Below are 13810 nucleotides of genomic sequence, written 5' to 3'. Positions count from 1 at the left end.
CAGGCGTCCCCTCCGTCAGTGGGCCGATTGCTCGGGTATGCCTTGAGGTCCGGTTGATCTTCCGTTCCCGGTAATACTTGTCTTGACGGAGACCTCCACCCGCAGCTCGGGATACATAGCCTCCCACTGGTCCTTCTTCGCCTTCCACTGCTGCGGGTAATGCTTGCGGAAGGAATCGGCGAATCTGTAAAAGTCGGTCTTCTGCTCCTGTTGAGACATGCGGAGTGCCTGCCCGGCAGCCCCCTTGAGCCACTTCTCCCACGCCTTCTTCAGCGCCATCACCTTTGACGGATCAGTCAGGTTGGCATCGGTTGTATTCAGAACGACCTCTCCCTTGGCCTGAATACGGACCTTCATCTTCCATTCGCCGTTGACGATGCTCGGGGTCAGCATGGTGGTGATTTGTTTAGACTGAATCGAGAAGGAGCCCTTCTCTCCCTCCAGAGCAACCGGCATGATAATATTATTAAGCTCATTAATCATCAGCAGTACCCCGAGGCTTACCGGTTCTTTTACAGTGAGGGAATAACGTCCGTGCTTATACAGGCTTAACCCTTTGAGAGAGGGAGTCGTCGCATTTGGGCCATCATTCTGTTCCGGGGGAGCAATCAGGATACGGGTTAAGATGGCCGAACCGCTGGCTCCCTGAATGGATTGGGACAATTCCAGCAGGGTCACACGCGTGCCCAGGTTCATATTCGCCATTTCGCGGAGGGATTCAGAGGAGCTCCGCTCCAGCGGGTCCAGCAGGGCAAGAATATCCTTGGCGGAATCCTGGCTGGAGAAGATATACGCGTGTTCACGGAATTGCGGATAACGGAGGAAGAAATCAACATATTCACGCAGCCCCTGCTTCCCCGCTTCTTCACTGATTACAATCACCTCACATTGGCCCCAGAACATATGGCGGGCGACCTTCCGCTGCAGCCGGTTCAAGGCTTCCGCAATGTTCTCTCCTTCAGCAGTCCGGATCATGGTGACCCCGCTCGCGCCTTCGCCTGCCCCGCCGCTCTCCGAGCCGCCGCCTCCTTTACGCGGAATGAAGATCTGTGCCGTCAACAGCGCCTGGCCGTCCTTATAATCCACGCCGGTAGCGAGCACGATCGCCAGGTCATTAATCTCCGTCCGGTCCCAGCATCCGGCCAGCAGCAGACTGCTCAGCAATAGCGCTGTAATGGCCTTGAAGCTCCGCATAGCCCTCCCTCCTTATTGTCATCCTCTTCTCAGCAGCTTCAGCCCCTTCTTCAGCAGGGCCAGTCCATAGATTGCGGCGGGAAGCCCCACCAGGAACATCATTGTGTATAGGTTAGCCGAAGCGCTGATAAGCGCAGACACTCCCGCAGCGCCGGTTACTACCCAGTAAGAGAACACCATGCTTACGAAGGCGAGCGGAACCACCAGCGGTCTATAATCGTCCAGCCCGAACCATTCAGCGGCCGAGGTGGCGAAGATGTAGAGAAAGACAGAGATTTTGACAAAGATCCCGAAGATCCAGATCGCAATAATGAGCGCCTCAATATGCTGCAGGAAATCGGCAATCGTAATGTAACGTGCAGCAATCATCACCGGAAAAGCAAAGCTGTCCGTCAAATCACCCATAAGCAGCAGGCAGAACAGATTGGTCGCGGTCATGGCCAGGGTTGTTGCGACCAGCGAGGCGAGCATCGTCCGGCCCAGATGCTTCTTGCTGTTAACGTAGGGCAGCAGGAAGGCCAGCACAGTATATTCACTGAACCATGCCGCCGGAGCCACCGCGCCTTTGACGATGGGAACGAACCCGTTCTCCATGAACGGAAGCACCTGGGCGGGTTGGAGCTCCCGGATCAGGAGCACAAAGATCAGGCAGAGCATCACCACCAGCAGCGTAACGAACACCTGCGCAGTCCGGCTGACCACCTCAATGCCCAGCCTCACATTAATCGCGCAGACTGCGACCATCGTCCCCATTATGACAAGCAGCGGCGTCTTGGGAAGCGCATTATTCACAATGAACTCACCGTATTCCAGAATAATCAGGCCGTTCAAATGGGGCAAAAAGAGCAGAAAACCCAGCCCAATCACCTTGCCCGGCAGCCACCCGGCGATCAGCAGACTGGACTGCATAAGGGTCTTGCCGGGATAGAGGCGGTTCAGTCCAAGCGAGATCACCATGACCGTTACTCCAATCAGCGAGCCCAGGATGGGCGATAACCACATATCATGCCCGGCATAATGCATGGTGATCCCGGGGACAGACAGGATAGCCGTGGCAAGAATGGAGGGAAACACCAGATAGGCCAGCTGGGTAACCGATATTTTCCCTTTGTCAGTCAACATAAGTATCCCCTTCTCTGGTGAAGTCCGGCTGCCGTCATTTGCTCCGCGGCTGGGAGATCCACAATACATCCTTCAAGCCCTTGCTGAACGTTGGAGCTGCCGGTGACAGATAGGGCCTGCCGAACGAACGCAGACTGCTAAGATGAATGACCACCAGGATGATGCCGAGCATAACGCCGATCAGGCCCAGCGTGCCTGCCAGAATCATCATGGGGAAGCGCAGCAGACGGGTCGCGATACTGGCTGAATAACGCGGAACCATGAAGGACGCAATGCCCGTGATCGCCACGATAATGATCATTGGCGCAGAGACAATTCCCGCAGTGGTAGCAGCTTGGCCTATGATTAACGCGCCCACGATACTGACGGCGGAACCTATCTGCTTCGGCAGCCGGACTCCGGCCTCCCGCAACGCCTCGAAGGCAATCTCCATAATGAAGGCTTCCACGAGGGCCGGAAAAGGAATCTCCTCTCTCGCCCGCGCGATACTCAACAGCAGCACTGTGGGGATCATCTCCTGATGGAAGGTGGTGATGGCTACGTAAGCGGAGGGGAGCAGGAGTGACAGAGCATAGAAGATATACCTGAGCCAGCGGACAAAAATACTCATGTAAATGTTCTCGTAGTAGTCCTCCGGGGATTGCAGCATGGAGAACATATTGACCGGGGCAATAAGACTGAAGGGAGTCCCGTCAATCAGTAGCGCAAACCGGCCCTCCAGCAGATTGGAGACCACCACATCCGGGCGCTCCGTGGCAATCATCTGCGGAAACGGCGAAAAGGGCTGGTCAATGATGCCCTGCTCAATATACTGGCTCTCCAGCACATCTTTGATATTCAGGCGGCTTAGCCGTTTGTTGACTTCAGTGACCAGTCCCGGCTGAATCATCCCTTCCACATAAGCGAGGGTGACCTTCGTATGGCTGTATTCTCCAATAGTCTTAGTGTGCAGCTTCAATGCAGGCGTCTTAAGCCGCATACGCAATAGAGACTGATTCATAGCCAGAGCTTCCGTGAACCCGTCACGGGCACCGCGCACAGTGGATTCAGCCGCCGGTTCTTCGGGGGTCCGGGTGGGCACCTTGTATAGCGGATAACCTTTACCCGAAGCCTGGCCGTCCAGCAAAAGAACAGCTTCGCCGTCCAGAATCGCTGTAACGGCTTGTTTGGCGGTGTTAATCTGGTGAATCGAGGCGACCGGAACCTCAGCAGACCACTCCACTGCCGGTTCAACTGCAAGGCCGGTCTGCTCCAGCGGGGCCAGCAATTGCTGCTCCAGCCGTTCCGTATCACATAATCCTGTACAGTACACACAGAGCGCAGAAGTACGATGAACAGTCTGGAACGAATGGAACACAATATCCTCACAGCCTGCAAAAATCCCGTGCAATACCTGTTCGTTCTCTGCCAGCAGACGGGTGAGATTGATCTCCGGTGCTGCTTCCGTTGCAGTATTCATCTGTACTCCCTCCCTGCTCTACCCTTTGAATATCATATTCATAGTCATGTTATCCTTTGCTATTGAGGGAATAATTATGCAAGCCCCGCCTTCCAGGCTTCCCTGTTCAATTCACCATTCACCGCAGCAGCAGCCAGCGCGCCCGATGCGGCGGCAGCTATGGATTGATGCATCATGGTGGCGGCATCCCCGGCGGCATATATCCCGGGCACGCTGGTCTGGCCGGACTCGCCGACTTCAACGATTCCCTGCTCGGATATCCGGCAGCCCAGGGAATGCGGCAGATCCGTTCCCGGAGCCAGCTCGGGCCTAAAGAAGATGCCGGTACACGGAATTTCTGTTCCATCCATCAGCTTCACATGGTTAACCATACCCTCACTGGATGAAATCTCGCGGATCGGAGTATCGAATAACGGGATATCATGAGCACGTAATTCCTCACGTTCCGCTTCTGTGAGCTCATCGGGTCCATTCGTGCAGACCGCGAATTGCTTTGTCCACCCATATAACAATGGCGCAAGATGCATGAGCGCAGCCCCTCTGCTAATGACCACCAGCGGCTGATCCCTTAATTCCCAGCCATCGCAATACGGGCAGACAAAGGCGCTCTTCCCGTAGACCTCGGCCAGCCCCGGAATGTCCAGCCTGCGGTCCTTCATGCCTGCGGCGAACAGCAGCTTCCTGCTGGAGATCTTAAGCCCTGAAGCGGTCTCCAGCAGGAAGGCACCGTCCTCTCCTTTAATGGACACAACTGTATCCTCAAGGTGTGAGACCGATGGATAAGCCCCAAGCTGCTCTATGGCAATCCGCCGGAGTTCAAACGGAGCAATCCCGTCCCGGGTCAGGAAGCCATGCGCTTCCCGGGTGACCGCATTACGCGGACGCCCGGCATCTATAACAATCGTCCGTTTGCGTGCCCGGCCCAGCATCAGTCCGGCATTAAGCCCGGCGGGGCCTCCCCCGATAATTACTACATCAGCATTTGCGGCATCAGTGTTTTCCAGGTTCTTCATTTGTAAATCCTCCTTGTGTGGTTTGTGGTTTGTGGTTTGTTTGGGTATGGTTTACGACGGGGAGGTTTGCGGATATTAGAGACTTGTGTAGTCTACTATTATCGCAAAAAATTCACCACTTCTTCCTCCTCTACATCGCACACCTGCATCGTCCAATCTGTAACGCACATTTGCTACGCCAAACTACATCGCCAATCTGTATTGCACATCTGCATCGCCCTAATTAAGGATTATGTGTGTCTATAATAACTTTAAATTAGAATGATGTCAATTGTGGCGCTTCGTGGCGTTTATAAGCCTTATTCAAACAAATGCTTATGCTGATTGAAAAATTGATAGAAAGATTGTACATTCTCCAGCTCATACCACTCCCTGTCTGCAAGGGGCTGGCAGTGCCCATTGCGCTTGGATAGCGTATGAGACTGGGATGTGTATGCTTGCAGGAGAGCATTTAGTTGGATTTTCTCCACTTCCTGGAGAACGTATGGGTCACGCGAGGGAAACACTTGGAAAAATGGCACTTAAATAATCACTCGTTACCTGAAACGGCCCAATCCGTAAGCAGCAGTTGCTATTTTTCCACTTGTTTCAGGACATTTCGCAAAAAGCGGGAAATTAAGATACGTTTATCCATTTGTTGGCGGCAGGCCAGATTTGGTTTAATCAAATCCGCCTTGTTCGCGCTGGTATTCACCTTCCGCAAGCCGTTCAAGGCTGCAAATAACCGATAATCTCCATCTTTCCGCCTATTCTGGACTGTAGCTCTCTAATCTTACGTTCCTCTGCCGCAAAAATCACCGCTGTCGCCGGCCCCCCGGATGCCTGTAGCTTATCCGCTATTCCAGGCACCGGCTGGAAGCCACAGCCGTTCAACTCTGCGAGAAGCTCCGCTTCATACCCGGCTCCCTTAGAGCCAACCGGGTGAATATCATGGACCTCCGGCGCAACTGCCAAAAGCTGAAGCTGCCGGATAGTACAATGGCTTGCTTCCTGCTCCAGCACAGCACTTCCGACCAGCGGTTCGCCCAGCATCACAATACAGTCTCCGCTCTGTGAACACCCCACCTTCAACTGCGTCTCATCCGCCTCACCGATCACAGTGATTCCGATACCGGTCTGGCAGGTCACGAAATTATCCTCGGTGCTGCCGTTCACATGGGCGGTAGTCAGTCCGGCTTCCTGAAGCAGCTTGTGGATGCCCCGGATAATCTCATTCCCTGTAGGCTCCTTCTCTACCGCCAGGGTATCGATGACCGTAAAAATCTCCGCTCCCACAGACAGGACCTCCATCACTGCAACTCTGGCAGCATAATAGCCTGCAACAGCCGGGGGTGTCTGCACCACATCCATAGGCTTGTTGCCGATGCTGGCACTGGAATCGCAGCCGACGACCAGCAAGCGCCCTCCCTCTCTTCGTACTATGGTCAGATCACGGATTCGCTGGACTTGCGGTTTCATATGTTTGATCCTCCTGTATCTTTTTCATTCCCGTTCCTGAGTACTGCCCGGAATTCGCTCGGCGGCATGCCTGTAGCTTTGCGGAATTGCTTGGAGAAATACAAGGCGTCATTGAAGCCGACGGAAGAAGCCACCTGTTCAATCGTCAGCGTGCTGCCCAGCAGTTCTCTGGCCTTGTCCATTCTGATTCTAAGCAGGAACTGCTTGGGTGACAGGCCGGTCCGCTGCTTGAATGCCTTGGATAAATGAACCCGGTGATAGCCGAGTGAGGACGCGAGGTGATCGATGCTGATCTGCTGATGGTATTGCAGCGTAATCCAGCGGATCGCCTGGTCGATCTGCCGGTCGATCATCTCCGGCATCCCGGACGGATTCGGCGGCAAGGCGCTTAGATTATCCCGTCCGAACCGATGCAGCAGCAGCCGTGCCCAGCCCGATGCTTCCAGACTCTCCAGCCGCGGATAAGCGGATTGCTTGAACGCAAGCCTGATATGTTCATATAAGCTATGCAGCTCAGCGGCGTTACCGCCGCCTGAACGGATAAAGGGCTGGTCCTTGGTAATCCCGACCGCTCTAAGGAGATCCAGTACCCCAATGCCCTGCAAGGCAACCCATGCATAATGCCAGGGATTATCGAGGTCGGCCTTATAGCTGAATAATGAGCCGGGGATAATCACGAAGGTATCTCCCGCCCGGCACTCCGCCGTGAACGTCCCGCACTCGAACAGGCCGCCGCCCTCCAGAACGGTATGTATTAAGTAGAAATCATGTACGGACGGTCCTATGGTGTGTCCGGGAAGCGGTCTCCCCTCGCCGCTGAACAGCACTGACAAATCCTGCTCCTCCGGTATGAGGTTAATGGCCAGAGTGAACTCGTAATGATCCGGATTCATGCAACATTCCTCCATATCTATCTTGTCTTTCTCCATAGGCGGTCCTTCGGTTCTATTCTATAGTAATTATAGAAGAAACAAGCGAAAAAAGCTTCTGAAATCTTATATTCCACAACCCACAGGAGGCCAGACTCTTATGTCTAAAGTTACATTTATCGGTGCCGGAAGTACAGTATTCGCCAAAAACGTACTCGGAGATATCATGGCTACACCCGCTTTGCAAGGCTTCGAGCTTGCACTATATGATATCGATCTGCAGCGTCTGAATGACTCTGCCAGCATGCTCCAGAATCTGAAGAAAAGCAGCGGCAGCACTTGTACCGTCAATACCTATACTGACCGCAAGGAAGCACTGCGCGGTGCCAAATATGTGGTGAACGCCATTCAGGTCGGCGGGTACGATCCTTGTACGATTACTGATTTTGAGATCCCCAAGAAATACGGCCTGCGCCAGACCATTGCGGACACGGTAGGGATCGGCGGCATCTTCCGCAACCTGCGGACCATTCCGGTAATGCTGGATTTTGCGGCCGATATCCGTGAGGTCTGCCCGGATGCGTTATTCCTGAACTATACGAACCCGATGGCTGTTCTGACGAATGTCATGAACACTTACGGCGGGGTGAATACCATTGGACTCTGCCACAGCGTGCAGCAGTGTATTCCTGGACTATTCGACCACCTCGGCATTGACAAGACAGGGGTTCAAGCCAAAATCGCCGGCATCAACCACATGGCCTGGCTGCTTGAAGTCACCAAAGACGGCGAGGACCTGTACCCGGAGATCAAACGGCGTGCGTCCGAGAAGCAGCTGGAGTCTCACTACGACATGGTCCGCTACGAGATGATGCTGAAATTCGGCTACTATATTACGGAATCCTCCGAGCATAATGCCGAATACCATCCGTACTTCATCAAAAGAAACTATCCCGAGCTGATCGAACGCTTCCAGATTCCGCTGGACGAATATCCGCGCCGCTGCGTGGAACAGATTAAGCAGTGGGAGCAGATGCGGGGGGAACTGGTGAACAATCAGGAGCTGAAGCATGAGCGTTCCCATGAATATGCCTCATACATCCTGGAAGCCATGGAGACGGATGTGCCGTTCAAAATCGGCGGCAATGTGATGAACACGGGGCTGATTACCAATCTGCCGAGAGAAGCCTGTGTCGAGGTGCCTTGTCTGGTGGACAGAAGCGGCGTAACGCCAACCTTCGTAGGTGACCTGCCGCCGCAGTGCGCAGCGCTCAACCGGACCAACATCAACACACAGCTCCTGACCATCGAAGCCGCCATGACACGCAAGAAGGACCATATCTACCACGCCGCCATGTTGGACCCGCACACCGCCGCTGAGCTGTCGATGGACGATATTGTGAGCATGTGCGATGACCTGATCGCTGCCCATGGTGACTGGCTGCCGAAGTATCAATAAATCCTCAATAACAAAGGCAGCAATCCTCCATAACAGGAGAATTGCTGCCTTATATTTTTGAACCGCGCCCGCTTGCTGAATCGTCTCTATTTCACATAAATTCTGATCTGATACGGTGCTGTTCTTGCCAGGACACGGTACCCTTCTGTAGAAGCGGTTGCCACTCCATTCTCACCTGGAAGACAATAGCCGTTCACCTGACAGGTTCCATCATCCCGGACAAGGAGCTTGCCCATGGTTCCTACAGCCACCCATTCCGGGCGATCGATCCGTGGCACATAGGCTTGAGACGGCTTGTATTGAGGATTGAGAACGGCCGCGCTCACAGAATATGCAGGCGCCAGAACATTATCCTCGCTGTCTCTCACCGCCTCAACTTCCCAGTCTTCATATCTAACCCTGCCCCATTCATCCCTTTCGTATTTGCCTTTCCAGTTCAAGGGGCTTGCATCTCCAAGGACAGAGGGGGTAGCACTCACTACCCCCAAGATATATTTGTCTGCTGGCGTTGCTTTTCTTACCCGCTCCCCATCCGTGGTCACAAAATAGCCCGGTTCGATCGGCAATCCATCCACCGTCTCAAACATTTCGGCATAGTCTGCCCCAAAATTCATTACCGTGCCTTTAAGGTATAAATTTCCGGTAGACCCCTGAAGCACAGCAGCCAGGTCAGGGGTGGATGGAGTACCATTGGCTAAATGCCAAGAAGCAGGATACAGTGTTTCACCAAAAGCACCCATAATGTGAGCTTCAGTGTGTTCTGGAAGAACAACCGTGCTGTTCCCTTCAGCATGAGAGTTCTGAGCACCTGCAATTGTAGACAAACCTTCTGCGTGGGAAAAGTTACCATTCGCCTCAGTGAAGGAACCTTCTGCATGAGAACTAAGCCCATTTGCCTGAGTTGAGAAGCCTTCTGCATGGGCAGCAGGACCAGCAGCTACAGTCAGGAAGCCTTCTGAGTGGGAGTATTCACCACTTGCAGTACTCTGATTGCCTTCCGCGTGTGAAGCTACACCCGAAGCAGTCGTCTGAGCACCCTCAGCGTGAGATTGAGTCCCTGAAGCAACAGTTAAACCTCCCTCAGCGTGGGCAGCATCGTTGATTGCAAAGGTCCTGTAACCTTCCGCATGTGAGGCCGGTCCTGATGCAAGGGCCCCATTCCCTTCGGCATGGGCCGTGTCCAATGCTGCAATGGTCTGGTAGCCTTCAGCATGAGCCGCAGAAGCGCTGGCTGTAGTCTGGTACCCCTCAGTATGGGAAGCAAACCCGCTAGCGGTAGTGGAGTTCCCCTCTGCATGTGAGCAAGATCCGGAAGCATTCTGATTGCATCCTTCATCTGCCATAAGCCATTCCTCCTAATATTGTGGTTTTTATGGTCCTACCCTACACAATATTGCGGACTTGATGGAATGGACACGGCATGTCTCCCGGGTACAAAATATTATTTGTCATGGATGCCTGGAATGCCTCTTGTTCAACCCAACGTAAGCCATCTCCGGTTATGATGCTCCTGCACCTCAACCGGGGTATCGAAGAAATCGCTGAGCACCTCTGACTTCAGGCACTCCGTCGTCTCGTCAGCTTTATAGATTTCCCCATTCTTAACCAGCAGGGTATGGGTGAAACAGGGAGTAATCTCCTCGATATGATGGGTCACATAGAGCAAGGTGGGGCCGTCTTCCTGCTTGGTGATCTTCTCGATCATCTGCAGCAACTGCTCCCGCGCAAAAATATCCAGTCCCGTACAAGGCTCGTCCAAGATGAGTAGATCAGGATTTGCAATGAGCGCCCGTGCGATAAGAATCTTCTGGCGTTGTCCCTGTGATAAGGTATCATAAGTTCGTGTGGCCAGGGCCGAGCAATCCAGGAACTCCAGCAGCTCCTCTGCCTGCTTCAGGTCCGCTTCTTCTGTCTTGTCGTACAGTCCGATCGTGGCGAATTTGCCGCTCAGAATGATATTCAGCGCCGTCTGATGGCCGTACAGCTTCTGCTGCAATGAGGTGCTGACCCAGCCGATCCGCTTGCGCAGCTCCCTCAGGTCCACATCGCCGAAGCGATGGCCCAGCACCTCCACCTGTCCCTGGGTCGGCCAGATGTAGCCGTTCACGACGTTCAGCATGGTCGTCTTGCCTGATCCGTTCAGACCGACAATGCACCAATGCTGTCCCTCATGTACCTGCCAATTCATATCATGCAGAATCATTGTCTGCTCACGCCGCCATGATACCTGTTCAAGCGATATGATCATGTTCCGATGTTCCCCCTTGCCTCGCAATAGTCTTCAATGAAATATTATAGCAGCTCCACATATCCTGCGCTTCCATCTACCCGAATCCGTTGCCCGTCCTGAATCCGCCGGGTGGCATGTTCAACACCCACCACTGCGGGCAAGCCGTATTCGCGTGCGATCACTGCCCCGTGCGTCATCAGCCCGCCGACCTCGGTAACCAGCCCTTTAATGGAGACGAACAACGGTGTCCAACTGGGGTCTGTATACGAGGTAACCAGAATATCTCCTTCCTCCAGGTCTGCCTCCTCCATGTTAAGGATGACCCGCGCCCGGCCCTCAATCACTCCTGTAGATACAGGCAGACCGGCCAGAGCGTTGGGCGGGAGATCCTCCCGTCTGTACCGGCCGGACAGGATTTCACCCTCTGATGTGATGACACGCGGCGGCGTTAGCTTTTCGGCTAATTTGAATTCGTCCTTGCGCTTCTTGATCAGCTCATCATCGAATACAGCAGTGCGGTCGGCCTCGTACAATTCCTCGAACTGCAGATAGAAAATATCTTCCTTGTCATGGATACTGCCTGCTTGCACGAGCCGCTCCGCTTCCTTCATCATCGCCTGTTTGTAGACCAGATAGCGGCTGACCATCCCGTATTTCGGATATTCACGATACCCGATATAATTACGGAGCAGCTCGATCCGTTGTCTGGTTTCCCGCACCTTGTCTTCGCCATCCGGCAACAACCGCAAGCGTTCGATAATCCCCTTCTCCTTCTCCCGTGCTTCCTTAAGCCCCTGCTGGAACTTCTGTCTGCCGGCCCCCGGCGCAAACTGCCTGATATTGCTGAGAATCATAGGAATCAGAATCGCCGGATTCTCACTCCAGCGGGTTCGGGTGATATCGATCTCCCCCGTACAGCGCATTCCGTATTTACCGAGATACTCTATCAGCGCAGCATAGGCAGCTTGCCCGCCTTCTATTGGAAGGAGTCCGGTCAGGAAATCCCCGTCATGTGCGTGCTGCTGCAAATAATCGATTACCTGCGGACAAGGACGGATCACATCAGCCACATCAAGCAGCGCAAGACCCATGGCCGAGGTAATATTGTTGTCCACCGATTGCGATAAGGTATCTGCTGCGTTGATTTCGCCGAGCCATTCCTTCAAGTGCTCATTCAGCCAGGCTGAAGCAGCCATGGCAGCCATGAACACCGCCGTACTGCGCGGATCGAACAACAGCCGCTTAAGTTCCTTAATATCCTCCCGGATAAAATCCAACAGTGCTGCGCCGGATTTCCCCTGGATGACCTGCTTCAGTTCTTCTACGGAGGCTTCGTTATTCTTAATCAGCTCAGTAACAATGGCCGGATCGGAACTGAGGGGGTCCTGATCCTCTGGGACCGGCTTGCCTGGCTTGTTTGCAGCGGGACCAGGTACGGGAGTAGGCGCTGACTGCATTTGGATGAAATCCTCCCGCTCAAGGATCGTCAGCAGCGCGTCTTTGACTAAGGGATCGGACTTCCCAAGCGTATCAATAATCGTCTGTCTGGCGGGTGAAGCCAAATATGCGGTCACATCAACGAACAGTCTTGCACCGGCCACACGCATAGGGGCAGGAGTAACCATCAGATGAAAAGACAAGCCCAGCGGCTTCATCGCGTCTGTCATCATTTGCCCATGGCCCACAGAAATATACGCGCGGTTCTCCGAGTCCCCGGAATCAGGGATCGGGTATAAAGTAGTAATTGGCCGGCTCTGGACGATATAGAAGGTGTTATCGGCCAAGCACCATTCGATATCCTGCGGGGTCCCGAAGCTTGCTTCAATGTGCCTCCCAATCCGGGCGAGCTGCACAATCTGCGGTTCCGTAAGCGTCTGTGCTTCCTGCTGTACGGGGTTAAGTTGCCGGATTTCTGTACCGCCTTCGGGTAACGCGTAGACTGCGAGCTTTTTGGAGGAAATCCGCTGCTCCACGATATTCTCATCCCGCACCTTATAGACATCTGCGGATACGATGCCCGAGACGAGCGCTTCACCCAAACCATACCCGGCGTCGATCGACAGCAGCTTGCGGTTGTTCGTGACGGGATCGGCGGTGAACAGAATGCCTGAGGCCTGCGGGAAGACCATCTGCTGCACAATGACAGACAGATACACCTGTCTGTGATCATAGCCTTGCTGCTTCCGGTAGATTACCGCACGATCTGTGAACAGCGACGCCCAGCATTTGCGGATATGCTCCAGAATGGCGTCCAGGCCCACAATATTTAAGAATGTATCCTGTTGACCGGCAAAAGAGGCCTGCGGCAGATCCTCTGCCGTTGCACTGGAGCGCACCGCATACGCCTGATCGTCTCCAAGCCGGGATAGCTGCTGCTTCACTGCTGCTGCAACTTCGGGCGGAATCCCGGATTCTTCAATCGTCTGGCGGATTGCTCTGCTGAGGTCCATGAGTTGCGCCAGATCTTGGTCTTCGGCTTGCATCTCCGTTAACCGCTCCAGCAAAGCATGATACGCTTCATTATGCCGGGTAGCTTCCTGATACCCCTCGGTAGTCACACAGAACCCGTCTGGCACATGAATGCCCTCCATTTGGGACAGTCTGCCCAGATTCAGCCCCTTCCCGCCCACCAGCCGCAGCGGTGCATGGTCCAATTCCTTAAGCTCCAGAATCAGTGATCCTATTCCAATCTCCCCTAACTTGTGAAGTAGCACCCTTAAACCGTAAATAAACTCGGCTTAAAAATAAATTGACACCCTCATGGTTGCATGTTATGATTGGAATATAAGATGTCTTATTTATATTCTCAAAAGAAAAAATAGTCGCAGTTGATTATATCATCGTGCACATATAGATGCAATAAGAAAGAACCCGGGCGCGAATGTCCGGGTTCTTTTTTGAAAATATAAGAATGTATTTGTTTCACGCTATACATTATCCTTCTATTTCTCGCCGAAACGGTACCGTCCTTCAAAAGGACAGCAATGCCGTTTACACTTGCAGATA

The 13810-nt window shown here is 53.6% G+C and carries 10 protein-coding genes; 1 reads left to right on the top strand and 9 read right to left on the bottom strand.

Features of this window, described 5'->3' with window-relative positions; all coding sequences use genetic code 11:
• Positions 1–15 precede the first annotated feature (15 nt).
• The 6 genes from ACFSX3_RS29270 to ACFSX3_RS29245 form a co-directional block, all read right to left on the bottom strand.
• Complete coding sequence (locus ACFSX3_RS29270) at positions 16–1194, bottom strand: Ger(x)C family spore germination protein (protein WP_209990615.1); 1179 nt, start codon at positions 1192–1194, stop codon at positions 16–18.
• Between the two features lie 18 nt (positions 1195–1212).
• Positions 1213–2316 (bottom strand): GerAB/ArcD/ProY family transporter, encoded by a 1104-nt coding sequence (locus tag ACFSX3_RS29265; protein WP_209990612.1) that lies wholly within the window; start codon positions 2314–2316, stop codon positions 1213–1215.
• Positions 2317–2350: 34 nt separating this feature from the next.
• On the bottom strand, positions 2351–3775 hold the full coding sequence (locus ACFSX3_RS29260) for a spore germination protein (RefSeq protein WP_209990610.1): 1425 nt from the start codon (positions 3773–3775) through the stop codon (positions 2351–2353).
• 74 nt (positions 3776–3849) lie between these two features.
• Positions 3850–4788, bottom strand: coding sequence for an NAD(P)/FAD-dependent oxidoreductase (locus ACFSX3_RS29255; protein WP_209990607.1), 939 nt, complete (start codon positions 4786–4788; stop codon positions 3850–3852).
• Positions 4789–5496: 708 nt separating this feature from the next.
• Positions 5497–6246, bottom strand: a complete 750-nt coding sequence (locus ACFSX3_RS29250; RefSeq protein WP_209990604.1) for an AIR synthase related protein — start codon at positions 6244–6246, stop codon at positions 5497–5499.
• The gene (locus ACFSX3_RS29245; protein ID WP_209990602.1) at positions 6243–7139 is read right to left on the bottom strand and encodes an AraC family transcriptional regulator; all 897 of its coding nucleotides are present in this window, start codon (positions 7137–7139) and stop codon (positions 6243–6245) included. The genes ACFSX3_RS29250 and ACFSX3_RS29245 overlap by 4 nt, the downstream gene beginning before the upstream one ends.
• Before the next feature lie 136 nt (positions 7140–7275).
• On the opposite strand from ACFSX3_RS29245, the gene melA reads away from it, so the two are divergent.
• Entirely contained in the window at positions 7276–8574 is a 1299-nt protein-coding gene (gene melA / locus ACFSX3_RS29240) for an alpha-glucosidase/alpha-galactosidase (protein ID WP_209990599.1), read from the top strand.
• An 86-nt stretch (positions 8575–8660) separates the two neighbouring features.
• On the opposite strand, the gene ACFSX3_RS29235 is transcribed toward melA, so the two are convergent.
• The 3 genes from ACFSX3_RS29235 to ppsA form a co-directional block, all read right to left on the bottom strand.
• Entirely contained in the window at positions 8661–9917 is a 1257-nt protein-coding gene (locus ACFSX3_RS29235; RefSeq protein WP_209990596.1) for a peptidase G2 autoproteolytic cleavage domain-containing protein, read from the bottom strand.
• A 131-nt stretch (positions 9918–10048) separates the two neighbouring features.
• A complete protein-coding gene (locus ACFSX3_RS29230; RefSeq protein ID WP_209990591.1) occupies positions 10049–10822 on the bottom strand; it encodes an ABC transporter ATP-binding protein in 774 nt (257 codons plus the stop codon).
• A 44-nt stretch (positions 10823–10866) separates the two neighbouring features.
• Entirely contained in the window at positions 10867–13488 is a 2622-nt protein-coding gene (gene ppsA, locus ACFSX3_RS29225) for a phosphoenolpyruvate synthase (RefSeq protein WP_209990826.1), read from the bottom strand.
• Positions 13489–13810: the final 322 nt, after the last annotated feature.

This window comes from Paenibacillus rhizoplanae (assembly GCF_042684125.1).
In the GTDB taxonomy this organism is placed as follows: domain Bacteria; phylum Bacillota; class Bacilli; order Paenibacillales; family Paenibacillaceae; genus Paenibacillus_AQ; species Paenibacillus_AQ rhizoplanae.
The sequence above is the reverse complement of the archived record's forward strand: the minus strand, read 5'-3'. Positions and strand labels throughout refer to the sequence as shown.